This is a genomic window from Acinetobacter sp. WY4 (assembly GCF_018438165.1).
GTDB lineage: Bacteria > Pseudomonadota > Gammaproteobacteria > Pseudomonadales > Moraxellaceae > Acinetobacter.
Genome location: NZ_CP053947.1, coordinates 2,129,025 through 2,155,650, shown reverse-complemented (window position 1 = coordinate 2,155,650; position 26,626 = coordinate 2,129,025). Strand labels below are relative to the sequence as shown.

17 protein-coding genes and 6 pseudogenes are annotated in these 26,626 nt (G+C 37.5%); 14 read left to right on the top strand and 9 right to left on the bottom strand.

Annotated features, from left to right (window positions below):
* Positions 1-105: 105 nt before the first annotated feature.
* Together G4D73_RS10050 and G4D73_RS10045 are read right to left on the bottom strand one after the other, a co-directional pair.
* Positions 106-1,152 (bottom strand): HNH endonuclease, encoded by a 1,047-nt coding sequence (locus G4D73_RS10050; protein ID WP_213686692.1) that lies wholly within the window; start codon positions 1,150-1,152, stop codon positions 106-108.
* 2 nt (positions 1,153-1,154) lie between these two features.
* Positions 1,155-1,745: a class I SAM-dependent methyltransferase gene (locus tag G4D73_RS10045; protein ID WP_155861433.1), complete on the bottom strand. Its 591-nt coding sequence runs from the start codon at positions 1,743-1,745 to the stop codon at positions 1,155-1,157.
* A 151-nt stretch (positions 1,746-1,896) separates the two neighbouring features.
* Here G4D73_RS10045 and G4D73_RS10040 point away from each other — a divergent pair, with 151 nt between their 5' ends.
* Positions 1,897-2,226 carry a DUF4236 domain-containing protein gene (locus G4D73_RS10040; RefSeq protein ID WP_155861432.1) on the top strand — a complete coding sequence of 110 codons (330 nt, stop codon included), beginning with the start codon at positions 1,897-1,899 and terminating at the stop codon, positions 2,224-2,226.
* A 99-nt stretch (positions 2,227-2,325) separates the two neighbouring features.
* On the top strand, positions 2,326-2,640 hold the full coding sequence (locus tag G4D73_RS10035; RefSeq protein WP_213686691.1) for a hypothetical protein: 315 nt from the start codon (positions 2,326-2,328) through the stop codon (positions 2,638-2,640).
* 69 nt (positions 2,641-2,709) lie between these two features.
* Here G4D73_RS10035 and G4D73_RS10030 read toward each other — a convergent pair.
* Positions 2,710-2,974 (bottom strand): annotated as a pseudogene (locus G4D73_RS10030) (hypothetical protein).
* Positions 2,975-3,337: 363 nt separating this feature from the next.
* Here G4D73_RS10030 and G4D73_RS10025 point away from each other — a divergent pair.
* The 6 genes and pseudogenes from G4D73_RS10025 to G4D73_RS15720 form a co-directional block, all read left to right on the top strand.
* Positions 3,338-4,012 carry a hypothetical protein gene (locus G4D73_RS10025; protein ID WP_004280945.1) on the top strand — a complete coding sequence of 225 codons (675 nt, stop codon included), beginning with the start codon at positions 3,338-3,340 and terminating at the stop codon, positions 4,010-4,012.
* Complete coding sequence (locus G4D73_RS10020; protein ID WP_213686690.1) at positions 4,012-6,288, top strand: hypothetical protein; 2,277 nt, start codon at positions 4,012-4,014, stop codon at positions 6,286-6,288. The genes G4D73_RS10025 and G4D73_RS10020 overlap by 1 nt, the downstream gene beginning before the upstream one ends.
* On the top strand, positions 6,272-9,427 hold the full coding sequence (locus G4D73_RS10015; protein ID WP_213686689.1) for a site-specific integrase: 3,156 nt from the start codon (positions 6,272-6,274) through the stop codon (positions 9,425-9,427). Before G4D73_RS10020 ends, G4D73_RS10015 begins: the two co-directional genes overlap by 17 nt.
* A 155-nt stretch (positions 9,428-9,582) precedes the next feature.
* Positions 9,583-10,158, top strand: coding sequence for a LexA family protein (locus tag G4D73_RS10010; RefSeq protein ID WP_005105086.1), 576 nt, complete (start codon positions 9,583-9,585; stop codon positions 10,156-10,158).
* Positions 10,159-10,181: 23 nt separating this feature from the next.
* Positions 10,182-11,480 (top strand): Y-family DNA polymerase, encoded by a 1,299-nt coding sequence (locus G4D73_RS10005; protein ID WP_005108359.1) that lies wholly within the window; start codon positions 10,182-10,184, stop codon positions 11,478-11,480.
* 10 nt (positions 11,481-11,490) lie between these two features.
* Positions 11,491-11,789 (top strand): annotated as a pseudogene (locus G4D73_RS15720) (hypothetical protein); the annotation flags it as partial.
* A gap of 716 nt (positions 11,790-12,505) precedes the next feature.
* Here G4D73_RS15720 and G4D73_RS10000 read toward each other — a convergent pair.
* Together G4D73_RS10000 and G4D73_RS09995 are read right to left on the bottom strand one after the other, a co-directional pair.
* The gene (locus G4D73_RS10000; protein ID WP_213686688.1) at positions 12,506-14,416 is read right to left on the bottom strand and encodes a bifunctional metallophosphatase/5'-nucleotidase; all 1,911 of its coding nucleotides are present in this window, start codon (positions 14,414-14,416) and stop codon (positions 12,506-12,508) included.
* A gap of 292 nt (positions 14,417-14,708) precedes the next feature.
* Positions 14,709-17,171 (bottom strand): ExeM/NucH family extracellular endonuclease, encoded by a 2,463-nt coding sequence (locus G4D73_RS09995; RefSeq protein WP_200004097.1) that lies wholly within the window; start codon positions 17,169-17,171, stop codon positions 14,709-14,711.
* 393 nt (positions 17,172-17,564) lie between these two features.
* Here G4D73_RS09995 and ppk1 point away from each other — a divergent pair, with 393 nt between their 5' ends.
* Entirely contained in the window at positions 17,565-19,643 is a 2,079-nt protein-coding gene (gene ppk1 / locus G4D73_RS09990) for a polyphosphate kinase 1 (protein ID WP_213686687.1), read from the top strand.
* Between the two features lie 16 nt (positions 19,644-19,659).
* Here the strand turns inward: ppk1 and G4D73_RS15715 are convergent.
* A pseudogene (locus G4D73_RS15715) lies at positions 19,660-19,749 on the bottom strand (IS982 family transposase); the annotation flags it as partial.
* A 70-nt stretch (positions 19,750-19,819) separates the two neighbouring features.
* Between G4D73_RS15715 and G4D73_RS15650 the strand changes: the two are divergent.
* A pseudogene (locus G4D73_RS15650) lies at positions 19,820-20,032 on the top strand (hypothetical protein); the annotation flags it as partial.
* Between the two features lie 44 nt (positions 20,033-20,076).
* On the opposite strand, the gene G4D73_RS09985 reads toward G4D73_RS15650, so the two are convergent.
* Positions 20,077-21,849: an alkaline phosphatase D family protein gene (locus G4D73_RS09985; protein WP_004280933.1), complete on the bottom strand. Its 1,773-nt coding sequence runs from the start codon at positions 21,847-21,849 to the stop codon at positions 20,077-20,079.
* Positions 21,850-21,957: 108 nt separating this feature from the next.
* Positions 21,958-22,113: pseudogene (locus G4D73_RS15505) on the bottom strand (IS982 family transposase); the annotation flags it as partial.
* Positions 22,114-22,319: 206 nt separating this feature from the next.
* Between G4D73_RS15505 and G4D73_RS09980 the strand changes: the two are divergent.
* From G4D73_RS09980 to G4D73_RS09970, 3 genes and pseudogenes are all read left to right on the top strand, one after another.
* Positions 22,320-22,511, top strand: a complete 192-nt coding sequence (locus tag G4D73_RS09980; protein ID WP_005105075.1) for a hypothetical protein — start codon at positions 22,320-22,322, stop codon at positions 22,509-22,511.
* A gap of 84 nt (positions 22,512-22,595) precedes the next feature.
* Positions 22,596-22,721: pseudogene (locus G4D73_RS09975) on the top strand (IS4 family transposase); the annotation flags it as partial.
* Between the two features lie 153 nt (positions 22,722-22,874).
* Entirely contained in the window at positions 22,875-23,111 is a 237-nt protein-coding gene (locus G4D73_RS09970; RefSeq protein ID WP_004280931.1) for a VF530 family DNA-binding protein, read from the top strand.
* Positions 23,112-23,659: 548 nt separating this feature from the next.
* Here G4D73_RS09970 and G4D73_RS09965 read toward each other — a convergent pair.
* Complete coding sequence (locus G4D73_RS09965) at positions 23,660-25,360, bottom strand: NAD-dependent malic enzyme (protein WP_213686686.1); 1,701 nt, start codon at positions 25,358-25,360, stop codon at positions 23,660-23,662.
* 294 nt (positions 25,361-25,654) lie between these two features.
* Between G4D73_RS09965 and G4D73_RS09960 the strand changes: the two genes are divergently transcribed.
* Positions 25,655-26,617, top strand: a complete 963-nt coding sequence (locus tag G4D73_RS09960; protein ID WP_213686685.1) for an alpha/beta hydrolase — start codon at positions 25,655-25,657, stop codon at positions 26,615-26,617.
* The last annotated feature ends 9 nt before the right edge of the window (positions 26,618-26,626 follow it).

Below are 26,626 nucleotides of genomic sequence, written 5' to 3'. Positions count from 1 at the left end.
ATTATTTAAAGAAATTTAAGGAAACTAACGTCACATATTGACGCAGTCTTTTTTAAAAAATTTGTGTGATTCATATAGTTAAAAATATTTTTAAAACTTAAGACTTTAATACACTTGGGCTAATATCTTTTTATCTTTTCCACCCAACCAAACTAAATACTCATTCTCTATTGCCTGCTTATACGCCCAGTCAGCAACCCGATGCGAACGTTGCAGATCGGTTAGAAAACCTAATTGAGAAATCTCTCGAATAATGGATTGATCATGCAGATGATTACGCTCCTGCCACTGATGTAAGAATTGCTGTGATGCTAAATAATTACTTTTTTGTGAGTTGCATTTTTCATCCACCAAGACAAAGTTATGTCCGGTATCGGCAGGATATAAAGACCATGGAATAAAATGATCTACTGCATATTTGGAATTTTTGAGACTTTTTCCACAGTAAAAACACTGGCATTCTTGCAAATCAATCAGAAAGTCTGCGACCTGTCCTAGTTGGTTACGACTCGGTGCAAACATGAATTCATCTAGGTCAGGTAACCCATCTAATACAATCAGGTTCTGCTTATTCAGCCGGACAAAGTCAATCCAGCGCTTCTGGCACAGCTCTTCAATAATTTCACTAAACTGTCTCAAGCAATACATCACCTTGGGCAACAAGTTGAGGGACTGCTTGGAATCTTCAAGACTATAGAGAAACTCTATGGTTTGACCATTCAGATTCTGCAAATATACCACCGGCATTTGCTTAACCGTTGTTGCAACTGTTCGCTTTAGCTTGTTCCAGTAAAGCACCTCCTTTCTCAGCGCGGCCAAGGTCTTGAATTGTTGCTGTGCATTCTGGATTTCACTGATGATCTTTGCCTGCTTACCAGTGCTTTGATGAATAGTAAAAGGCTCATACTGGTTAAACTGAAACGGCAGTGACTGTTTCCAGTATAGGTTAATAAACTTTTCAGCAATATCTTGATATTCTAAATGCAAGGCAGCACCAGTATCTTGCCCCTGTTCAATCGCCAGACGCGTGATACTTATCAGCAAAGCAAACTTATATGTCGAAGTAAAAGTCCCAGAATGCAATATCTGCTGAATATGCTTCAAAAATTTCAGCTGCTCGTTGGGTGTTGGTATGTCAGCTGTACTGAACATATCTAAGCCTGCTCTTTTTTAATCAGGATATTGATCCACTCTTCTGTACGGTCTGGACGTTTATCTACAGTAATCCATTGCTGTAACAGTAAAGCCTGATCTATTTGTTTGAGTAAGTCGTAAGCTTGCTGCTCATTCAAGTCAGTAAAGCTACGCCCTTCTTTCTCACGGTCTGTATTGCCATATTTAAAAGACATGTAACACACACCATTTGGCTTTAATGCTTTAAATAAGCGCCCCAACACTTCAGTCAGGCGATCTCTTTCACAGTGTAAAAGAGAAGCACAGGCCCAAATACCATCATACTTAGCTACTTCATTCAGCTCGTAAAAACTTTGCTGACGTACATTGATGCCTGTCAGTTCTCTCGCCTTTTCAACCAGCTCGGCAGAATAATCAATTGCCTCAACTTGATAGCCTTTTTTCTTAAATGCCAAAGTGTCCCGCCCCGAGCCACAGCCCAAATCCAGGATCAATGCCTGTTCCGGCAAATATCTTAGAAATGGTGCGTAAAGACTTGCCATTTCAACCTGATAGGTATTTTCAAAAAATGCTTGAGCATGCTGATTGTAATAATTTGATGTTTGATTCATTGCCTAAAAGCCAATATCTTATGTTGAAGAACATACTGATATTTCACTAGATAAGTCAAATGATCAGTCCTATGAATGAATCAAACTTTTATTTCACTGTATCCGGACAACTGAGATAGAAACCAAACTGGTTCTTGTAAATGGAAAAAATATGGGCTTCAAATTTCGCAAGAGTATTAAAATATTACCTGGATTAAAAATCAATCTGACGCATAAAGGCATTAGTAGCGCGAGCATTGGCAAACCTGGTGCTTCTTTAAATATTGGCAAAAAAAGCACCCGAACCAGCGTTGGTATTCCTGGCACAGGCCTATCCTATTCAAAACACCACCCCTATAAGAACAGAGCTGGCAACCAAGAGAATCCTGTTCAGGAACAACAACCGTTCTATACATCACATACTGAGCAACCCAAATCGAATGTCTGGATTTGGGGGATTTTTGGATTATTTTGTTTTATTGTCGGGGCAATTATTTTTTGAATTTAGCCATTCTTTGTACCCCATAATATCCACTGCTAGGCAAAATTTAATTCATTCATTACTATGGACGGATGTTAAATACAATAAAGGCTGCCGCTGATGTCTGATAATGACAGTACTCTGGATTATGATGAAAATGATTTAATCGACTCTCCCTTATCTCAAGTTTTACAAGAGGATAATGAGCAAATTGAAATTCTAATTTATCGATTACCTGATAGTGACTGGACACTGGAAGTGGTGAGCCAAAGTGGTACTTCTACCGTATGGGATGAAACATTCCTGTCAGATCAGGAAGCTCTATCTGTCGCTTTAGATGCAATTAAAGCCGCAGGCGGTATTCAAGCCTTTTCTGAACTCAGTGACCTCGAAGCAAAGAACAATATTTTTCCTGAATCCCTTACTCGCCATTAAAAATGAAGTTGCTGGCTTGAATCTGAGTCAGTATTTTATGGATTCTTAGAACCTGTCGCGATGATAGGTTCACTTCAACCCAAACCCATCTAGGGTTGAAGGGTCAAAGTTTTCATCAAACATAAACTCATCTGCTCGCTCTTTTTTTAATGTCGCAAGTGCATAAAAAAAACATTTCTCACATAACTGCAATTCATATCTTTCCCCGTCATGCTTAAAACCATAGCCCCCAATGCGCAGATAAAGTTCCAAATTCCAATTTCGTTGATTGGTTGCATACATCACATACAACATCTGTAACGACTTCTACCTGTTTCAGTTGTTTAATTTCCATATACGGCTCCCGATATCAATCAAATTAAATTTGTCTACATACTTATCAAAAATTGATTCCTGCTTGATTTTAGTTACCATTAAAAAAGGTCAAATTTGAGCATTGTTATTGTAATAATTTAACTGTACTCATCCCTACTGTATTCATTGTAATCTGCTATGTGAACATCATAATAAAAACATGTTATTTTTTGCCAATTCACAAATATAGCTAACTAATAGTGAGTATCCTATCCAGTAGGAAATTTTGAAACCTTCGATAATAAAAAACTTTAAAATTAAGAAAAAAATGATGCCTCCTGCCATATTCAAAAACTCTAAATATCCTTGAATATTACTATATTATTTTTATTCAATGGCATTTATGGATTTGACATCTGAACTACTTTTAAAGTTTCCAGCAACACAGATAAGTACTGTAAAAAATTTCAAAAAAAGCAGAATCACCATTCATCCACACGCTTATGGTTTCAATCTATGCTACTTAAATATGTGGAAAAATCTCGCAGTAGATTTAGATATTTCTAATCGTATAAAAGAACTTCATGTCTGGAAAACTCCAGAATTTGATAGCTACACCGTTTTTAATAATATTCACTTATATCTTAGCTACTTAAAGAATGATATCAAAGAAGTCACTTTAATTATTCATCATCAACAATCTTTTTCAGATGACGAATTATTATTTCTGAAAGAGTTATGCAGTCTTGAATTTATTCAATTCATCAAATCTAATAAAATTAATATTCTGTCGTTAAATCCCAAAAAAGCATTGCATTTGATTAACACGCATCTTTCACGTCAAACACTATTAACTCTTAATAAAGAATCATCTTTAAAGCCACATTATCAAATGAGTCTGGAGCTGCTAGCACAACTGCTTTCATGTTCTCGAAATCAACTTAATCGACGTATTAAAAATATCGAACAACAGCGCACACATATTTTTAATGAATTATCACTCAACAGCAGCTGTGTAAAAGAACTCATTGGTCACTCTGATAGTTGCCTAAGTACAGAAAAAATTTGGAGATCATAGTGTCGAACTCTCTAAACGAGTATATTGATTTGCCAGTTATTTCACTGCAAAAAACACTAGAAAAACTGTTTGGTGATGAGCAATTTGAACGTACGCAACATATTAACTTTGTGGTTAAAATATTGTCTTCTAAACAGACTGACAATTTTCTGGTTGGTCTCAATCTTGATTACTTTGATATCGATGTAGACTTTGATTCGCAACTGCCGACACCTCCGGTAATCGCGTTCACGAAAAAAGTTAAGATTAGTGATTTACCTATTACGTCATACATCAATTCAATTGCACAATTTTCTGAATTGCAGACGCATGCAAAAAATTGGAATATTTTAGTTTTAAAAGCGGCAATTTATTTAATTGCTCTTCCTGAGCTTAAACCAGAGCTTTTTAAACAAGCACACACAGAACACTTCAATACCATAAAGCGCTTATTTCAGCGCTTTAGGAATGCGAATAAAAATTTAGATACTGAAAAAAAATATCAAAATACAGAAGAGTATCAACGTCTCTGGAATACCTATCTTCAATATCCAACGCTGAGCTTAGAACAATTTATTCAACATCTGATCACATTAGATAAGGATGAATTGCCTGAGTTTGACCGTAATCTACTCAATGATATTCGTGTTACCTTTAACTACGTTTTAAAAAACAAAGCGAAGATTGCACGTGCAAGTATCGGTACACAGCTTCAACATCAATTTCTTGATGAAGAACAATTCATTGAAGAAAGTGTAGAAATAAAAAAAAGTGCTAAATCTAAAGCACTGAATATAGAAACGTTAATTGATGAGCCAGTTAGTCGGCAAATTGTTGTCAATCCAACTCATGTCACACCACTGGCAGCACATTCAGAAACGATTCAAAGTTATGTTCTACCACTCGTTGCAAAACATATTCAACGTAAAGAACATTTACTCACGTCGAGTAGTTTTTTCCCAAATCCATCTAGCGTGAACCATCTACTGAAAAGACTTCATGTGGACTACTCTGAACATCAAAATAAAAGTGCTTTGATCCTGATACTTGCATTTTTAACAGGCAATAGTGTGAATGAGTGGTTATATATAGAAAGTAAGCGAGCTAAAAAATTAAATAACCGCCAAGAATTGCTCCATAAAAATGATCAGTTCTTCTTACGCAGTAAATTTAATATATTTGAGAACCGCAATTTTAAGTATTCGGACAGCTTGCTCAATCAGACTATCTATTTAGACATTCCAATTCCGAATCTATTCATAGAGGATCTTCGCAAAATGGATTCGGTTAGTATCGATGATATACAGCAATATTTACGCAAATTAAGACAAGAATTACTGATTCCAAAACTGTCTGTCGTAAAGGTGAGTTCTCTACTGCATCACACGGTTCTTGAAAAAACAGGTAATAAACAACTTGCAGACCTAGTTACAGGGATTGATGCAAATCAGTCATCGTCTATTTCTTATTGTCATCAGAATATCCCGCGTTTACACGCACAATATCTCGATATTTTAAAATCACTCTGTACGGATATAGTGCGTAAATATGAAAGTGGTGTTACCACTTCACCATCTGATTCAACACTTTATTTTGGTAGTCGTAAAGCTCCCAAGCCACAGGTAATTACAGAGATTTTTGCTGTATTGAAATTTAATATTTTTTCACAAGCCGAAGATGACCTAATTTCAATCTTTAATCATTACAACATCTGGTTATGGCATATCCTTCTTCTTTTTACAGCAGCACGCCCCGTTGCTGAATTCCCTGGATTTCTTAAAAACTTTAATTTAAAACGCCAAATTTTGATGGTTTCAGACAAAGAAGTAGGCGGCCGTAATGGATTTGGACGCCTCATTCCACTTTGCCCATTTTTAGTTGAAGAGATAAAAAAATTCCTTAATTTTTTAGAATATTTTTTGATTCAAATCATGATGAGTCAACCAGCTTTAAGTGAGGTCATACAACAAATCAAAATGAGTAAGCTCCCCCTCTTGGGAATCATTCAGAATAATGACTGGATACCGTTAAGCCCATCTTCAGTAAAAAAATTTCATCCAGAATTAGGTCTTGATCATGCAAACTGGCATCGCCACACAGCTCGTGCATTTTTAACTCATAAAGTTTCTGAACCTGAAATTTTGGCACTTTTTGGACATGAGCTTATGCAACAAGAAGCAGCCCATCCATTTTCCAGTTTATCGCTCTCTCAATTTTCCAAAATTGCAGATGTTTTAGAGCAAATGAAAACGTATTTTAAAATTACAGGTGTTGAAGTTGATGTCCTCACGCAATAAAAAAATCTCAAAAAAACGCTATGCAGAAGATAGACGTCAACTTCAACGTAATGAATTAGAAAAGAATCTACGAGCTGATGCAGAACATGAGCTCCGCCAATACTTTGATGAACAAAAATTCTCAACTGAAGACTTAATTCAAGCTTATCCTGCGATTTATGAGTTTATTAAACGTAAAGCACCAAATTTGGCTTGGAATAAATATGCACATGAATTCTTCCGAACATATATCAAAGACCTCAATAAGAGCAATAACCTAGACCTCCCACTACCTTATCTCACCTTCGAGATGAAACGTGATGAACCAATTTTCACTTTGGATTGGATCCAGGCCGGTCATGAAATTGACATCATCCTCGAAAAACTGTGGCACTACTGGATTCTTGCTCAAGATAGCTCGACGTTTTCTGATGAAGAAATTATTGCAAATATTCTGCTTTGCTCAATGCTATATGGTGGACTAAGTCAAACAGCAACATTAAATGCATTACTTGAACATTTAAAGAATCCCGTAAAAATCCAAAAAATTTGCGATTTAAATATCATCTTTTTAGAGCCATTTTCTCCAAGCTATGGCGATCTATTTGTCGATGAGAAAACAATTCGAAAATCGCGTAATTTTGTTCCAGATCAACTCACACGACTTTGGCTCATTCACTTCAACACAAGGCAAATTCGTGACATCAGTCTAGACGTGGATGCTTATCTACACCTCATTTTTCAAAAAATAAAACATCCATACACCCAAAAGACTTTCAAATTTCTACGTGACTATGCCAATTTTAATTGGGTACAACTGCACAATGCAGATATTGATCCTGCCCTCTCACAATGTTTGTTAGAAAACACGCTCACGTGTGGTTTATCTGAACATGAGTTTGAAAATTTTGCATTCCCAAAACTCAAAACTCAATTAAGTGATGAAATCGAACAAAATGTCTCTTCTACCGCCAAAGCCCTACCAGATCTCAATACGTCTGAAGCAGTAGAAAATATCATATTTATTCATAAAAACTTGCTGAAAATTATTCGCACACCATCAACGGAACACCCCATTGCTGAACTTATTATTGATTTTTGCCTGCTTCACCAAGAGCAGTTTAATAAGTTTTCTAAGCGTATTATCTTATGGCTCATCAGTCTGTATCGACCAAATTCAGAGCAAATAAAAAAATTATCAGCCACTTTTGATTTTGATACAACTCAGTACACGAAGGCATCTCAAGACAATCAAAAACTCGCAGATAGTTCAATCTATACATATTACACCCGGATTGCAGAACCGTTTTTAACTCATGCCTTGCAATACGTCGATGCCGATGATGACATTAATGATCTACTGAACAAAATCTATCAACAAATCATTAGCAATACACGACTTGCTGATGAAGCAGATGAACCTGAGTTTAAAAAATCTAAAGACCAAACGATCCGCATGTTGAAACGTTTTCACACCTTCCAGCAAATTGTTTTTCAAGCAGAAGATTTCGAACTTGAATTTATCGCATCGCAAAGTCGACCTCGGGCACGCATCATAGGTCATACAGCCTTCCAGGTCATATTAAAGAAGTTAAATCAGCTCTTACATGACCAATCCATCTCAGACCATCACTATAAATTATTAAAAATCATTTATATTTTGGCTTACCGTACTGGTATGCGTATTAACGAAATCCTCGGGTTACGTGTAAAAGATATCGAGGGTTTAGATCAATTTTCCATCTGGGTTCAACCGTATGGTTCGAAAAAACAAGGAAATCAACATCTGCTCAAAACTGATAGTGCGGAACGCATTGTGCCTGCCTACGCTTTGCTTAAAGACGATGAATACCAATTTTTTAGCGATTTTATTGTTGAAAAACGTTTAGAGAATAAGAAAAGTTTATATTTATTCAGCAATTTAAATGAAAATAAAAAACTGAATCGACACACTGTCACTGTGCCCCTAAAACTGATAATGAATCACGTGTTTAAAGGACATCATTATTCATTTCACTCTTTTCGTCACACTGCAGCGAATCATTTATCACTTGTACTTAACTGTGAATATGCGCCACTTGTGCAAGAGCTAACTGACTATAGCGAAAACGAATATCAAAAAATTCGAGATGAACTTCTTCAAAATCAACATGGACAAAACCATTGGTTTGTTATCGCACATCTTTTAGGGCATATAGAACCCATTGAAACTTTCAAAAGTTATATTCACTTAAGTTATCTCATTGCTGGTCAAAAACTACTAAAACATCATCCAGATATGCCAAATGAACTGGCTAAAAAAATCATGGGCTACAATGCAACATATAAAAATTTGAAAATAACAAAGGATGAAAAAAACTTTAATTTTGAGAAAAATCAGGCCGTTCTAGCCACTATATTATTGAATGATCAAACAAACTGGCTTCAGAGTAATGCTACTGACATTCTTGCAGAACTGTCAGTACAAACAAATCAATCCCATGACTTTTTTGCTTTCTTCGCCGGCACAGAAGGCTCTAAAATTTCACTTCAACGCTTTTATGAAACCTTAAATCAATTAGAGATTCACAACGATCCTCAAGCTGTATCTCAAAAAATGTGTTTACCAGAAGAGCTTGTCAATTATTGGTATGAAAATGCCCTAAATTTAGCAGACATTAAATCAAAAAAAGGGAATCCCCGTTTATTTAGTATTGATAGCTCAATCCACTTAAAACCAGCAATGCTTGATAGCGCTGAAGAGCTTTATACAGTGACATATTTTTTTGAACATCTACAGAAAATAGCTCGTAAAAATCCAGCACAAATTGCATACGTCCTAAATGTATTTTTAACTCGAGTGACCGCATCACATACCGGTATCCATTACCGCTGGAAGGATATCGATCAACTCGAACATTTTTACTCCCAAGTTAAGGCTTTATTTCCTGCCAAATTTTGGCACTTACTTGGACAAAATTTGCAAACAAAGTTAGATGGTAAACAACAGCCTCAACTTTTTAAATTAGCAAAAGCATCAACAGGTAAACATCCATCGACTCTAGAGGAGTTTCCTCGTCTGCAACTCTATTCGGTAAAAGATGGCCATGCTCTTGCAGCATTTAAGTTTTGTCTACATCTAGCCTGTATTGGCAGACCACGATCTCTTAAACTTCAATAGAAGTTACTCAGTATGCCGCGAATTAACAAAAGATAAGGCCTATAAGTTCCGGGAATTTATAATTTCACCTTAACCATTCATCCAAATTATATTGTTTTTACAAAGAGTTAAAGTTAATATTTGATTTTGTCACAAAATCAAATAGTAGGTAGATTATGAACAATAATCGTGGTGGAATCAGAGAAGGTGCAGGTAGAAAACTGAAATATAACGAGCCTACAAAAACATTAAGAGTGCCCCTCTCTAAGATTATAGAGATTAAAAACTATCTCAATAAGACAGAAAACCCGTGCTTTAATGATATTGCTTCAATCTCTGTTGTAGAGTCATCCACCTACATGAAAATTCCTTTAGCCGCTGAGAAAATCGCTGCTGGCTTTCCATCCCCTGCCCAAGACTATGTAGATAAAACTCTAGACATGAATGAACACTTGATTAGAAATGAAGCAGCAACCTTTGTGGTGAAAGTCGCTTCACTTTCTATGCGAGATGCAGGTATTGAGATTGATGATGAACTGATTGTAGACCGAAGTATTGACGCCAAACATGAAGACATCGTGATTGCACTGATCGACAATGATTTCACTGTAAAACGCTTAATGATCGAAAATAATTATCGTTGGCTTAAAGCTGAAAATCCAGATTGCTCAGACATTCATCTGCAAGATGGCCAGGAAATGGTGATTTGGGGTGTGGTTACTTTTGTCATTAAGTCATTTAGAAATCGTTAATTTCTTTATTGGTTTCCTGCCCAATGACCATATATTCTCAGAAAATCTACGCTTTAGTAGACATTAATAATTGCTATGTGAGTTGTGAGCGCATCTTTAACCCTGGTCTAAAAGATAAACCAGTAATTGTCCTGTCTAATAATGATGGCTGCGCTGTAGCCCGCTCTCAAGAGGCCAAGGACCTAGGCATTAAGATGGGTGTTCCTCTATTTCAGATCAAGGACATCGTTGAACAGCATCAGGTCCAAGTGCTTTCTAGCAATTATGCCCTGTATGCAGAGATGTCACGCAGATTCATGAAAGTCCTGTCCGACTTTGTTTCTCCTAAAGAACAGGAGATTTACTCTATTGATGAATGTTTTCTCGATCTGACAGCCCATGCGGGAAATTACGACTTAACTGACTATACCCAGCACATTCGTCAGCGTATTTTTTCTTGGCTTGGTTTACCAGTATGTATTGGCATTGGCAGATCTAAGACAGAAGCAAAACTAGCAAACCACATTGCGAAAAAGAATGTTTATCTGAACGGTGTATGCAACCTAGTTTCAATGGATCCTTGCTCTGCTGAAGATCTGTACCAAGCTATAGAAGTGAGTGAAATCTGGGGAGTTGGCAGGAAGCACAGCCAAAAGCTCAACAGCATGGGGATACACTCAGTCATGGATTTCATTATGGCTTCGCCTCTGATGATCAGAGATCAGTTTTCTATCGTCATGCATAGGACATTACTGGAATTGCAGGGTGTTTCATGTATAGAGCTAGAGCATACGCGGGCACCAAAAAAGCAGATTGTTGCAAGCCGTTCTTTTGGACAAAGGATTTACCATATTGACGACTTAAAAGAAGCTATGAGCCTCTATGTGCAAGATGCAGTTACTCGTTTAAGAGGTGAAAATTTATTGTGTGGTTATATAATTGGCTTCGTACAATCTAACCCGTTTGACACGTATAGACCTTATTACAGCAAGTCAGCTGCAGTGACTTTACAAGAACCTACTGACAACCTGTTAGTGTTCTCTAAAATTGCTACCACGATGATTGATGACTTGTATACCAAAGATATTGCCTTTAAGAAATGTGGCGTGATCTTGACGTGCCTGGAGCCTAAAGCTTCCCATATTTATGACCTGTTCACTGACATGAAGCAAATAAGCTTAGACAATAACCTGATGGATTCACTTGAGGAAATCCATCATAAGTTTGGCAAAACCAAGCTGGCTTTAGGAGCAAGTACGTTACCGAATAGAACCTGGAACATGTCAAGAGATCGGCTAACTCAAAACTACTTCAAGTGGGATCAATTATTGAATGTGAAATAATTTGAATGATTTATTTCCTGCCAAATTTTGGCACTTACTTGGACAAGATTTGCAAAAAAGTTAGATGTTAAACAACAGCCTCAACTTTTCAAATTAGTAAAATCATCAATAGATAAATATCCATCGACTCTAGAGGATTTTCCTCGTCTGCAGCTCTATTCAGTAAAAGATGGTCATGCTCTGCAATTTTAGTTTTGCTTAGCGTGTATTGGCCGCCCACGATCTGTTCAGCTTAATGAGTTAGATGACATATCACCTGCTACCCTACATAAGCCTATGACTGTATTACACCAAGAGCGACTTTTTTAAAAAATTAACCCACTGTTCTATTTGTATTTAAATAGATATTCCTGGTTAATATTGGATTAAATATTCTTCATAGGCATGTAAATACTAGGCATCATTATCATCAATAGTGATCACCTGTTAGCTGTTTATAAATGTCGGTTCAAAGTTTTCATATCTCTTTCACTCATTGTGTAATTTATTTAAGGTTCTCTTTGCATTGACTGCATCCATGTGTACCACCAATAAGAAAAGAAAAACCCCGCTCAATAACTTGACGGGGCTGTTAGTGCCGTAACAATTTCGGCTAGGGATTAGATATTTTTTTCAAGAAAAAAATCTGTTTAACTCTCCCAAATTAAACAGATCAATTTGCGCTGTATCACTAATTATTCAGTATTATTTATTTGCACTAAATATAAAATCAAATTATTTCACTATGATGAAAATAGTTTATTTGATTCTTAAATATCACTTAACGTCTTTCAAAAAATTACGACAAACCTTAGATTTTCCAGCAAAAACTATGTAATCAACTTCCATTGTACTATATAGACCAAATATACGCTTTACGAATCGGAATAGTTATTTCCCCTTTTAAATTAATTTGAATGAAAATTTAAAAAGTAATATTTCTCTAATCCATAGTTTTAAAAAAAAGAAGCTCAATGGAGCTTCTTTTTTTTAAAACTATGGATCGGTCTGAGCCAAAATTTTTATCTTTTATCAATAAATCCTTTTTATTCTTTATAATTTTGCGTGCTGTATTGCTCAACTGGCAATCGGGACAAGGCCTTTTGCCCTTTTTCACCAGGTAACCCTTCTACATACTGCAAAAATGCTTCTGCATAATCTAATCCCACATCTATACGACGCTCACCAGTAATGTCTTTAAAGCTTGTGTAAAAGTCCTGACCATCAGCCAGAAAGTTGATGGTAATTACTTGATAGGTCTGATTCATATTTAATGGCTGATATTGACCTTGTGCATTTCGAACCTTTAAATTGGATAAACGCTGACCCTTTGCCTTAGTTAAATCTACATCCCATTGTAGTCCACCCGCATATGGATAACTGCCTGTGTTATTACTCGTAACAGCATCCATGGCATCTTCCAGCACTGCTTTAATTTCTTGGCCAGTTGCATTTAATTGTACTAAGGTATTTTTGAATGGCAGCACTGTATAAATTTTCTCTACCGTAATATCACCTTGAGGCAGATCTACCCTTACCCCTCCTCCGTTTTGGATTGAAATATCTGCATTAAAATATTTTTTACCTTGCTGTAGAAATGCTTCGGCAACCAGCTGCTGTACATCACCCCCATGCTGATTAATAAAATCTGCTTTATTGCAGACATCACCTAAACTAGAACGTGATGTATCTTTGGTCATTCCTGGAACACGACGTAAGCATAAATTATCATTAGCAATGGCAACTTTTTCTTTGCCTAATAAGTTTTTAGCGACTTTATACGGTTCTAAAATACTTAAAGCTATAGCATCAGGCTGTACAATACGTAAGGAGTTACTATTTTCAATATCTCGCTTAATAGAATCTAGTTCCGTACTCATCAATGCTGGAGCATCTTTAGCTGTACGTTTAAAATCATCGCCAATCAATACATTGGCTTTTCCTGCACATGCTTCAATTTTACCATCGGCATCAAAGTTGACTTTGAGTTGTCCGACGACATAACTATATTGCCATGCCTGTACAACACAGACCTGATCACCATCTTTATTTTTTAATACAGTGGGATAGTCACCCTCTGGGCTTATACCGTAACTTTTAAGTTTCGCATCTGCCAGCAAGGTATGAGAATCTCCGCCAACAATGACATCAACGCCTGACAATTTAGTGGCTAAATCTTTTTCTAACCCGTACCCTAAATGAGATTGAACAATAATTTTATTGATGCCTTGCTGTTTTAGCTCATCAATATATTTTTGTGCAGTAACTACTTCATCATTAAATACAGTATCTTGATTTGGTCGAGAAGCATTTTTAGTTTTATTGGCAATCGTTAAACCAATTAAAGCAATTTTCTGCCCTTCTTTTTCCATAACTGTATAAGGTTTAACAAGGTTAGTTTGGTATAGTGCTGAAGTTTTTCCAAACTCGACATTTGCACTCAAGACTTGGGTTTTATTTTCACAATTACCTTTATCATTTAAGAATCCAATAAATTTTTTTAAGCCATCATCCGTATTATCGAATTCATGATTACCTAGCGTTAACGTATCGAAACAAACACTATTCATGAGATCTGCCTCTGCTTCACCTTCTTTCAAAGTAAAATAGAGGTCCCCAGTAATGGCATCACCTGAATGAATTTTTATTGGATTCTTCTCAGTGCTTGCCAAAGTATTCATCAACGCAGCAACGCGTGTAAAACCACCATTAGAGACTTGTATTTCTTCACGTTTACCCATCGAAGTTTCAAGCATTAATATAGTACTTTCCTCATCCAAATGTGAATGACTGTCATTAATATGTACTAAATTGACTTCCAGCGGTTTAGGAGGAATAACAGGCGTTATATTCGTATTTTCTTTACTATCATTATTACACCCAGTTAAAAACATACTAGAAACTAATAAACTGCATGTAAAACCCGAATACCTAGTTAGTTTATTATTAAAAGACATGACCACCCCACCTGATTATAATTTAAACAAACATCATGTAGGTCTGCTGTTTAAAATTCATGACATTCACTATTTTTTCTAATTGTTTTTTAACAAATGGTTAAGTTATCCCATTAGGGAACTTTTCATTTCATGCCCCAAGCTTAAATTATAAATTTTGAATAAGCATATGTTTGATTATTGCTTGGCTAATTTTTTAAGCACTCAATAAAATAAGGAGAAATATGAAATTTCCCCTTATAGATTAAATTTATTTCGTCAGTTTTCTTAATTTACAGTCGATGAACTCATATCAAAATTTACGTCTGCGTATCATGGAAACTAAAACGAGGCCCGTTAAGGTTAACATTGACCAGATCCCCATGCTGCCACCGCTTATTTTTCCTGTATCAGGATTACTCGATATATTTTCGTTTAAATCCATATCAACAATTACAGGATCATGATCGGAAGAACGGAATGCATCATCGCTATAGAATGCTGCAATTTGCTCATCTGTTTTATATTCTTCGTTATAGTCTAAGGCCGTCGGCTCATCAGCATTGATGTGCCAAGCAAAAGCGCGTTTCACCATTGGATATAAGTCTGCATCAGCAATTGCATGGTCTAGGTTTCCTGCGCCCCCATTGCCATTGGCATCACTTGCAACACCAAATACATAACTATAGGCTGTTTTACCTTGTCCAATTTTTTCGTCATTGAGCAAGACTTTATAATTGGCTTTTTCTAATGCTAAAATCGGATCTTCTTTAGCATAACTATTCATATCACCGACCAGCAAATAATTTGGTTTAGCCACTTGTGTTGGATTTTTTGCAATCCACTGCATAAGTTCTTGTACTGCAGTTAAACGTGTTGCATTCCAGCAACCTTGACCATCACCCTGATCAGCATCGGCCAGAGTTTTATCGGTAGGACAACTGCCTTTCGACTTTAAGTGATTGGGTACTATCGTAAATATTTTTCCACCATTTACAGATTGGAAACTTTGCGCCATGGTGACACGGTTCTTTTCAGTCTGATCATCATAAACTGCAGGCTCACCTACAGGTTTTACGCGCTTACTGTTATAGATAATCGCAACTGCAATTGCATCTGTACCTAATTTTGTCATTTGGGTTGGAATGACATATTTCCAGTCTGCACCTAAGGCTTGCGATAAGTATGCCACTGCACTTTTATCATCAAAACCATTATTTGCGATTTCCATTAACCCATACACATCGGCATCAATTGTTTTTAAAGCACTGACAATTTTTTGATGTTGCTTCTTAAACTCAGTTTCTGAGCTTGCACCACGTTCTGTTGGGAAACCTTTTTCTGAACCATTATCATAATTTAAGACATTAAAAGCCGCAGCGCGAATTTGTTTAACATCTTTTGGAATCACCGTTGAAGGACGTAAATTAGTATCCTTGATAATTTCAGGTTGTACCTTCCCCTGTATCGGTTGAATTCGCCATGCATTAAAACGATATTCTAAAATCCCCTCAACATTTTTCAGTTCAGAACCTGTTCTTAATGTATTTATGGCATTGAAGTTTTGCGGAAGTAATGGTGTTCTATTTTGATTATTATAGCCATCATCCAAGATAATTTTAGAAAGCAGATTTTGCTGGGCTAATGCAACTGCTTCAGCAGATTTTGCAGGATATAGATTAGTTGGAATATACAAGCGACCTAAACTTAAAGATAGCTCACCATAACGACCGTAATTGTAATTTTCACTTATCGTTAAAGTTTGTGGGATTTTAACCAGCATCCCTTGATAGCGTTTAGGTACATTTCCTGCTATCTCCGTCAAACTGGTAAACGGTAAATTAAGTGCCTGTGCCGTGACTGTATTGGATGCTTGTGTATGACAGGTTTGAATATTTTGATCAAGTTGATCTATTTGGAGTTGGTTTTGATATGAGGTTAAACGACCTTTTAAAATAACCTCTTCACCTACTTTTCCTCCAGTGATTTTACTACTTGCAGGAAGATAGACAAAAATAGCATTACTTAAATTGGATTTGGCTTTACTATCGGGCGTTTGTATATAAAAACCAGAAAAACCATTGTCATAACGGTAGTCTGCGGTAATAACACCACGAACAACATATGGTTGATTTTCTGCGGCAGATTGTAGGTCCGCAATCGCCGTATCTGCTGTATTACAACTGATAGGAGTAACGGGGGAGGTTATAGGCGCGCTTGTATCTAAATACTGGGAAAACTCATTTCGATCAGACCATTTAGACCATTCGCTTTCTAACTCAAATGCTGTTGCAGGATCAATTGAAGTTACATTATTTGAAGTTTTAGTACGTGACAAACTATTTTGATAACTACTAAAACCCACTCCCCAACCAGTACCTGGATCCTCTCCCACACGACCAAAACGGTCTATTGGAGTACCTTTATAAAACAGGACCAAGGTATCATCTCCATTAAATGCAAGTCCTGCCACTTGATTGACTTTATTACCAATTACTGCCTGCAACTCTGTTCGACCAATAATGTATTTTGCTTTACTTGCCAATGAACCTTCTAATTGAAAAGTCGCAGATTTCGTGGTTGAACCATTAGTAAATTGTTGAATCTCATAATCAGCTAAGTTCACTGTTAAACTGTCAGGGTTATAGATTTCCAAACCCTTTTTATTAGATGTACCATCTATATACTGACTAAACATTAATTGTGCATGTGCAGAAAACGAGCACCCCATAAGTATTAAACTTAAACTCAATATTTTTGGTTTTATATTCATAATGATTTTGAACAGTTGTTAAAATTCAAAATAGCTTAGTTTTTATACATGACATCACTATGAATAACTGATGACAGTTTTAGTGAAATCGCTTTTCTAGAATTTTTCTCATTAAGCCCCCAAGTTGTCCCGGTTTAAATCAACGTTGCCCCTTTTCTTCTAAATTCAGATAAAAGTCTGAATATTACCCAGATGAAATAACAATACAGTACGATGTCATAAATATGTCATGAAACAGTCACAGAATGCTTAGTTGAATAAAGTTTAATTCTTAGCCTTTCTACAGAATTAGTCATTTTTTTATTTACAAAGAGTCAATTAACCTCTTTCAAAGGCTTTAAAGAATTTTCTATTAGCTTCCTTCAGCGCTGCAATCTGACTTTATAAGAGCCATAAATGACTACCTTAAATGTGTCTTCAAACTCTTCATCACATCCGTTAAAAAAGTATATAAATAGAGAGCTCTCACTATTTGAGTTTCATAAGCGGGTGTTGGCACAGGCGAAAGATACTGAATACCCTTTACTTGAACGATTAAATTTTTTAATTATTTTTTCAAGTAATCTGGATGAGTTTTTTGAAATACGAGTTGCCAGTTTAATGCAACAAATTGAACTTTCAGATCATGCTAGAGCTCGTCCAGATAACTCACTCCTCTCAGATATAGTCACCACCATTTCCAAACTTGCACACGAAGCTGTCGAAGAACAGTATAAAATACTTAATTATAATCTCTTACCACAACTGCAAGGACATGGTGTTCATTTCATTCAGTATGGTGACATCCTCGAAAAACATAAAGAATGGATTAAGGACTATTTCCATAATGAAGTTCGACCTGTGGTCACACCTATCAGTTTAGATCCAGCCCACCCCTTTCCTCGGCTAGTGAATAAAAGTCTAAATTTCATTGTAACCCTAGAAGGTAAAGATGCATTTGGACGAAAAATTGATTTGGCGATTGTTCCCGCACCACGATCATTACCTAGATTAGTAAAGTTACCTAATAGTATTTCTGGCGAGGATGAACACTACATTCTACTTTCAGCCATTATTCAGCAACATCTTCATGAGTTATTTCCAGGGGTAACCACCACTGGATGTTATCAATTTCGGGTCACACGTAATGCAGATTTAACTATCTCAGAAGATGTTGAAGACTTAGCAATTGCCTTAAAAGATGAACTATCCTCACGGCGCTTTGGTCGGGCTGTAAGACTTGAGGTGACTAAAAATTGCCCTGAAAATATTATTGATTATTTACTTGGACAATTTGATCTTAAGCAAGAGCAACTCTATCGTATTGACGGCCCGCTTAATCTGGCGCGCTTTATATCGAACTTCAATTTGCCAGAGTTACGTTTTCCTCCCCATGTACAAAAATTACCGAAAGTGTTGTATGGGAAAAAATCCATATTTGAGGTATTAAAAACCGGAGATGTTTTATTACATCACCCTTTTCACTCTTTCGCTCCGGTCATTAAGCTACTGAAAGAGGCAGCCAATGATCCACATGTGTTAGCCATAAAACAAACCCTTTATCGGAGTGGTGTACATTCTGAAATTGTGCAAGTCCTTGCTGAAGCGGCACGAAATGGTAAGGAAGTCACAGCAGTGATTGAATTACGTGCTCGCTTTGATGAAGAGTCAAATATCGAAGTTGCCAATCTATTACAAGAAGCTGGGGCGGTTGTTGTATATGGGATCGTTGGCTATAAAACCCACGCCAAAATGATTCTGATCGTGCGTCGTGAAATAGACAAAATTAAACGTTATGTTCATTTAGGCACAGGTAACTATCATGCAATGAATGCCAAAATCTATACTGATTATGGACTACTGACCAGTGATGCTGATATTTGTGAAGATGTCCATAAAGTCTTTCAGGAGCTCACAGGCATGGGGAAAATGGTCAAATTGAAAAAACTTTTTCATGCACCATTTACTCTGCATTCTCAATTGATTGAACTCATCGAAACTGAAACTGAAAATAGCAAAGCAGGCAAAAAAGCGCGGATTATTATTAAAGTAAATGCCTTAACTGAACCTCAACTAATTGATGCCCTATATAGGGCATCTAAAGCGGGCGTTCAAATCGATTTGATTGTCCGTTCAATTTGCTGCTTACGCCCACAAGTGAAAGGGCTTTCTGAAAATATTCGAGTCCGCTCAATTGTGGGACGTTTTTTAGAACATACCCGGGTTTATTATTTTTACCATCAGGGCGAAAACAAGCTTTATTGCGCCAGTGCAGATTGGATGGGGCGTAATTTATTCTCTCGCATCGAGACCTGTTTCCCAATCGAAGATAAAAAACTTCGTAAACAAATTCTGCAAGATGGCTTAATGAATTATCTTCAAGATAACCGCCGTGCATGGGAGCTTCAAGCAGATGGAACATGGATTCAATGTACACCCAGTTTGGATAAGCCCATGTATATCGCACAACAGCACTTATTAAACCATACATCTTAATTAACCCGAATCCTGTTTAAGCCACTGATTCTATAATTAGAATTTTTGGCTTATTTTGATGGGTGAGTTGATATGCACATAACAATGCGTAAATCCCCAAATTAAAATCCGCGGAATCAGGGACAAAGCCAAGCTCTTAATTCCTTGGGCCTTGGCTGCCATGATTTTTGTTCCCATTACATAAAATCTGTTTTTGGGCTTATAAAAAACCTGCCTGCTACGACTAAAATTACGTTTTTATTCAAGCCATGATCCTCGGTATGCCGAACTAAAACAGCAATTAATTCACTTTGCCGGATTATATACGCGGCTACTAAAATATGAGCATCAGTATTGCAAATACGATCAAACATCTGGATATTGATAGCTATAGGGATGAAATGTTATAAAAAAATATCCGGGCATTGGCCCGGATATTTAAACTCTAAGCAGCTTAGGCAGTTTGCTTTAACGGTTTGATTTCATTTAATTCATGATCTAATTGAAGCTGATACGCACGGCTTTGATCAACCTGATAACTACGATTCTGGATGCTATCGATAAAAATCCAGTTCGCCTGTACCTGATCCGGGGTAAATGCAACACTCAAGTATCCGCGTTGATTCAAATTACAATAATTCAGCTCATCAATTAGCGTAGTAAATGCCATTTCAAATTCCTGTAACTGGGCTAAGGGAATCTGCAAATACTTCTCCATACCCGGTGATGAAACTGAACTGGTCGCTAGTTCTACCCCGACTGTACTGCCGGCTTGATCTCTCAAAGTGGAGTTCCAGGCATTATGGGTATCTCCTGCAAGTACAATCAGTTTTTTATTCAGCTGTTTACAAGCCGTATAAATCACCTCACGCTCCACGACGTACCCATCCCAGGCATCAAGATTATAAGGCACAACAGTCAGTATTCTGGCTAATTCTGCCTTTGTCAAAGTTGGATCATTTTGCAGATAGCGTATTTTTAGGCCTACCAGTTCTGTCAGCATCTGACGCACTTGTAGCAACACATCTGCAGTGGCCTGACCACTGGTGATCTGCCCCAAAACAGCCAGAATTTCGGCCGGAATTAGCATCTTGCTCATCAGCACCTGCTGACCCAGCACATTCCAGACGGCATTCGATTGGCTGAGTTGTTTCAGTATCCATTCACGTTGTGTATGTCCTAACAAGGTACGCGTCGGATTGAGCAAATCTGTCTGAAATTTATTGGCATCTAGTCCTGTCGCGGTAAGATAGTCAGCATATTGCAATTGCTTGTTACGCGCCAAAATACGAGTATCCAGCATATTCAGCTGAACCAGATCACCAAAATTAAACTGGCGATAAATATTCAAATGATCTGTTTCAGACACTGGACGAATCGGCATCCATTCAAAATAGGCCTGCAAAGCAGCCAGCTTACGTGCAAAAAAATCACCTTCTGAAACATCATGATTTTCCGCACCCTGCTCCCAGGTATCATTGGTCAGCTCATGATCATCCCAGACCACAATAAATGGATGACGCTGATGTGCTGCTTGTAAGTCCGCATCAGTTCGATACAAGGCATAACGCTTGCGGTAGTCTTCCAGTTTAATGATTTCCTCAGCATTATCTGCAGCCAGACTTCGGCCTAATGCTGCAGCCTGTTCAGTCGCATAACCACCCATCCCGTACTCATAAATGTAATCCCCTAAATGAATCACCACATCTAGGTCTTGCTGGGCAATTTCCTGATAGATATGAAAATATCCGGCTGGATAATTGGAACATGAACAAACGGCAAATTGCACCAGCTTGCTTTGCGTGGCTAAAGTTTTGGTTTGACCGACAGATGAATATACCGATGCACACTTAAAACGGTAAAAATAAGTTTGCCCTGCCGATAGACGATCCGCATCGACTTTAACCGTGAAATCTTGCGACCGACTGGTTTCAACTTGTCCTGTATTGATTATCTGGCGAAAATCCTGATCGGCAGCAATTTCCCACTGCACCTGATAACGCAGGTTTTCATCTTCCGGACTTAAGCGTGTCCATAGAATTATCCGATCCTGTAAGGGATCACCACTGGCCACCCCATGTTTAAAAGCGACTTTAGGATGTGCCTGAGCTTGATCTGAAGCATCCTCATCACTGCCACAAGCGGTCAAAGATATGGGTAAAGACAAAGCACCGAAGCCTGCAATGGAGGTCTTAAGCAGTTCACGTCTGGATATTTTTTTAGTCATAACAGCTTTCTATTGTGGGTTTTTTGTTCTTTTTTAATCCAGTTCGATGACATTAATATCTCTAAATTATGACATTTCTATGAAGCCTAATTTTTCCAAGTCCTAAATATACCAAATGACGATAAAACTAATTTCTGAGAGGCTGATTTGGGCTATTCGAATTCTTATAGACTGATGACTTTATTTAGAAAATTTCCAATAAGTTGCTTCAAATTTCAGAAAGAAATCATCAATTACGCAGAATAATTCGTTACTATTGAACATCGGGGCTAAAGCTTTAGGTTTGGTAACTCAACTGATGGCTCTAGTCCTCTTATTTTTCAAGTTTATTTCTTATCCGCGATTCGGGTTAATTAACCTGGGGTGATTACTCCATAAGCTATTAGCCCTTAAATGCGCTTTGTACTTTAATCTAATCTCAATAATTAAAGATTAGATTAAAAGAACCCCAAATTAAATGGTTGAAAGATATGAGTGATATCAGCGTAAAAAAAGTCAATAAATTAATTGAAGAGTTTGAACAAGAAGGAAATAAGGTAGACCGATTGGAGATAGGTTACAAAACATATGCAGCCTTGATGTTAGATAAGAAATTTGCTGATAAAGTCACAAAATCAAATGAAGACCCTAAAGAGCGTCTTTATAAACAAATAAAAATTTAGCTGGTTACTGAAAAACATTATTTTAAGGTTAGGTGAAATAATTTTCTTTCCTAAGATAAAAAATCAGATTAACTCTGAACTAATACAGTTCAGCGCTTACTCAGAATAATTCCAGTAAATTTATTTGAAATAAAAACCTTAAAAGCGTTATTTTCACTCGATAAAGCCTCCATCAATCAAGAGGAAGCTCGCGTAAGCTTCCTCTTGTAAAAATTGTGGGACAGCAGTGGCAGTCCAAAATATGGTTATGTGTGTCTAGAATTTTGGTGGCTATTCAGTCCATCATTACCTACATTCCAACTCTCTAGTTTTCCAACTAGCCCAGGTTATAATAATGGCCACCCAAAATACGATTGATCTATTATGAACACCACCAATGATCCTTTACACGGTAAAAAACTTGCTGACATTTTGGATGAATTATTGGATTACTACGGTGGCTTTGAAGGTTTAAGTCGTAAAATTGAGATTAGATGTTTTTGCATAGACCCAAGTGTTAAATCATCATTGCGATTCTTGCGTACCACCCCATGGGCACGTGAAAAAGTAGAAAACTTATATTTGTATGTCTTACGCCAAAAGGCCAAACAGAAATCGTAGCAGTCAAAGCCCTAACCTCATCATAATATTATACCAAATAGTAAACTACTCTTAGAAAGAGAATATATATGTCGGTAATTATTGTTGATTTACATATTAAAATTAGTGACCAAAACTTAAAGCACCCTACTCTACCTTAAATTACACCACACAAAATAAAAACCCTATATAGCTGTTATATATAGGGTTTATTGAAATACCAATTATGTTATTTAGTGTATTTTATGTCGGTGACTATTGCCAAGGTTGGGGTCGGGAGTTCGAGTCTCCTTTCCCGCTCCAGATTTTAAAAAAGCCCTGATCGAAAGATCGGGGCTTTTTTTATGTTGATGTTAGTTTTTTTAAATAATCCTTTCATTGTTATTTCATTCCATAAAAAATTCTTAAAGTACTTTCTGATTTTATAACCAAGATGTGACCATGACAGCTCTACGACAATAAAAAAGCCCTCATCAAAAGATCAGGGCTTTTTGATCTTCCATCAATGAATTAGATGAAAGCAGGCTGGCAAAAAAACTAGCGATGATAAGAATCCATCTTCAACACAATTAAAAGGTAATCCGCTGATAATCACGGTATTGCGGTGTCCAAAAATTACGTTCAATAGCCAACTGCAATTCTTCTACACTGACTTTCGGTGCTACCCCATCTTCAATCGCAGCAAGTGCTACTTTTAATGCAATCTGCTTCGAAATTGACTGTAAACAATCCAGATTCGGCAATAAATCTGCCTGAGGATCTTTTAGTTTCGGAGAACAGTCCGCCAAGGCATTACTCGAGGCCATCAGCATATTATCCGTGACACGTTTCGCGCCTGAAGCAATTACGCCCAGACCGATACCCGGAAAAATATAAGAGTTATTGCATTGGGAAATATGATGAATCTGTCCCTGATAATTCACTGGTGCAAATGGGCTACCCGTCGCAATCAATGCTCTGCCATTAGTCCATTGCAAGATGTCAGCCGGAACAGCTTCTACGCGGGAAGTCGGGTTGGATAAAGGGAAAACAATCGGTTGCACACTATTTTCAGCCATGGCCTCAATCACTTCCTGAGTGAATAGACTTGGTTGTCCAGATACGCCAATCAATACCGTCGGTTTGGCACGCTTAACTACATCCAGCAGAGAAATCATGCTCTCAGCATCTGCCCAGCTTTCTACATTTTCAAGCGGCTGTGCCAGTTTGCGCTGGAAGTCCAGTAAATTCGGCTGATTCTCCGTGATCAAACCAAAACGGTCGACCATAAATACGCGTGCACGTGCTTCAACATCACTTAAGCCCTCAGCAACCATTTGCTTAATGATCTGTTCTGCAATCCCGCAACCGGCTGAACCTGCACCAAGGAAAGTAACCACCTGATCTTTAAGCTGTTTTCCTGCTGCACGCGAAGCAGCAATCAGACTGCCGACAGACACTGCTGCGGTGCCCTGAATATCATCATTAAAACAGCAGATTCGATCACGATATTTTTCCAGCAAAGGCATGGCATTTTTCTGCGCAAAGTCTTCAAACTGGATCAAGGCATCTGGCCAGCGCTGTTGAATCGCCTGAATCACCGTCTCAACAAAAGCATAGTATTCATCGCCGCTGATTCGCGGTTCACGCCATCCCATATAGATCGGGTCATTCAACAACTGCTGATTATTGGTACCGACATCAAGAGTAATCGGCAAGGTATAGGCCGGACTGATCCCGCCACATGCGGTGTAGAGTGCCAGTTTTCCAATGGGAATCCCCATACCACCAATGCCTTGATCTCCAAGACCCAGAATGCGCTCACCATCTGTGATCACAATGACTTTCACGTTCTTTTTATTAATATTATGAATAATATGATCGATCTGATCACGGTCAGGATAGGAAATAAAAATCCCACGATGACGGCGATAGATATCAGAAAAGCGCTGACATGCCTCACCCACAGTCGGCGTATAAATAATCGGCATCATCTCGCTGAGGTGATTTTCAATCAGATGATAAAACAGGGTCTCATTGGTATCCTGAATATTTCGCAGATAAATATGCTTGTTAATATCACTGCTAAAAGCACAATACTGCTGATAAGAACGCTGACTTTGTTCTTCAATGGTCTCGGTGACATGAGGAATCAAGCCATGCAAATTAAAGCTTCTACGCTCTTCTTCAGAAAATGCAGAGCCTTTATTGAGTAGTGGGAGTTCTAGCAGAGTATTTCCAGCATAAGGAATATATAAAGGGCGCTTACTGTTCAAATTTTCTCTGGGCATTATTTAACTCATCTAATCAATATTCGGCAGTTCTGCCAAAATAGTCACATCACTTTGTTTATTTTATATAGCTTAGCCTGATTCTGAGCTGTTAGGTCATTTAGTAAATTGATAATACTTTTAGCAGGATTTTATAATCTGATAACACTCTTTTTTCAGCATACGTTCTGGGTTGATTTTAAAATGAACTGATATTGGTTTTATTAATTCAAATGGACAGCAAGTTCTGTTTGACAAAAAACCTCAGCTCATCAAGGATAAAGCATAAATTTAATAAGATGAACGAGTATAAAAATGAGTGAACTGCAACCGCTTTATCAGCCCGATATTTTAGGAACAGGCTATGAGCAAGCGACCTTGAACTTTCCTGATGATTATGAGGGCAAAGTCATAGCAACTCTGATCCGTAGAAAAGCAGCCCAACCCATGAAAAAAGCAGTTTTATATATTCACGGCTTTATCGATTATTTTTTTCAGACCGAAATGGCAGAGCGCTTTAATCAGCATGGTTTTGATTTTTATGCGCTGGATTTAAGAAAATACGGACGTTCGATTCTGCCGCATCAAAAATATTATAACGTGTATGACCTTGCTGAATATGATGCAGAAATTACCCAGGCACTCGACATTATAGCAGCCGAGGGTCACGATGCTGCCCTGCTCTGTGGTCATTCTACCGGCGGCCTGACCACGACCTTGTATGCGGTACATCATCCGCAGCATTCTTTAATCAAAGCACTTTGGGTCAACAGTCCATTTTATGACTTCAATATGAATCCGATTAAACGTGCACTTGGCATTCCGCAACTGAGCAGACTGGCCAAAATTTTTCCTAACCTTCGATTTCCAAGCGAGCTGAACAAGTGGTATGCCACCAGCCTACATAAGGATTTAAAGGGCGAATGGGACTTCAGTCTGGACTGGAAAAAGACCCGCTACCCGATGGTTCGGATCAGTTTTATTCGTGCCATTCATGAGGCACAGAAGGAAATTCATCGCGGTGTTCAGCTCAATGTTCCGGTACTTATCATGCATTCACATCAGACTTTATATCCTAAAAAATGGGGTAAAGCCGCACAGAGCAGCGATGTAATTTTAGGGATTAAAGACATTCAGAAATATGCCAAAAAAATTAAAGGCGATGTCACGGTTCAAAGTATCCGGAACGGTTTACATGATCTGGTGCTTTCAGAGCAATCGGTACGTGAGCAAGTTTATCAGCAACTGTTTCAATGGCTGCATGACAAAGGGCTTTAGATAAATGCG

What these genes read in the sequence shown, in the direction of transcription:
- G4D73_RS10035 (WP_213686691.1), top strand. Translation starts at nt 2,326, where the DNA reads ATGTCTGATAATGACAGTACTCTGGATTATGATGAAAATGATTTAATC.
- G4D73_RS09960 (WP_213686685.1), top strand. Translation starts at nt 25,655, where the DNA reads ATGAGTGAACTGCAACCGCTTTATCAGCCCGATATTTTAGGAACAGGC.
- G4D73_RS09965 (WP_213686686.1), bottom strand. Translation starts at nt 25,360, where the DNA reads ATGCCCAGAGAAAATTTGAACAGTAAGCGCCCTTTATATATTCCTTAT.
- G4D73_RS10000 (WP_213686688.1), bottom strand. Translation starts at nt 14,416, where the DNA reads ATGTCTTTTAATAATAAACTAACTAGGTATTCGGGTTTTACATGCAGT.
- G4D73_RS10005 (WP_005108359.1), top strand. Translation starts at nt 10,182, where the DNA reads ATGACCATATATTCTCAGAAAATCTACGCTTTAGTAGACATTAATAAT.
- G4D73_RS09970 (WP_004280931.1), top strand. Translation starts at nt 22,875, where the DNA reads ATGAACACCACCAATGATCCTTTACACGGTAAAAAACTTGCTGACATT.
- G4D73_RS09985 (WP_004280933.1), bottom strand. Translation starts at nt 21,849, where the DNA reads ATGACTAAAAAAATATCCAGACGTGAACTGCTTAAGACCTCCATTGCA.
- ppk1 (WP_213686687.1), top strand. Translation starts at nt 17,565, where the DNA reads ATGACTACCTTAAATGTGTCTTCAAACTCTTCATCACATCCGTTAAAA.
- G4D73_RS09980 (WP_005105075.1), top strand. Translation starts at nt 22,320, where the DNA reads ATGAGTGATATCAGCGTAAAAAAAGTCAATAAATTAATTGAAGAGTTT.
- G4D73_RS10040 (WP_155861432.1), top strand. Translation starts at nt 1,897, where the DNA reads ATGGGCTTCAAATTTCGCAAGAGTATTAAAATATTACCTGGATTAAAA.
- G4D73_RS10010 (WP_005105086.1), top strand. Translation starts at nt 9,583, where the DNA reads ATGAACAATAATCGTGGTGGAATCAGAGAAGGTGCAGGTAGAAAACTG.
- G4D73_RS10025 (WP_004280945.1), top strand. Translation starts at nt 3,338, where the DNA reads ATGGATTTGACATCTGAACTACTTTTAAAGTTTCCAGCAACACAGATA.
- G4D73_RS10015 (WP_213686689.1), top strand. Translation starts at nt 6,272, where the DNA reads ATGTCCTCACGCAATAAAAAAATCTCAAAAAAACGCTATGCAGAAGAT.
- G4D73_RS10045 (WP_155861433.1), bottom strand. Translation starts at nt 1,745, where the DNA reads ATGAATCAAACATCAAATTATTACAATCAGCATGCTCAAGCATTTTTT.
- G4D73_RS10050 (WP_213686692.1), bottom strand. Translation starts at nt 1,152, where the DNA reads ATGTTCAGTACAGCTGACATACCAACACCCAACGAGCAGCTGAAATTT.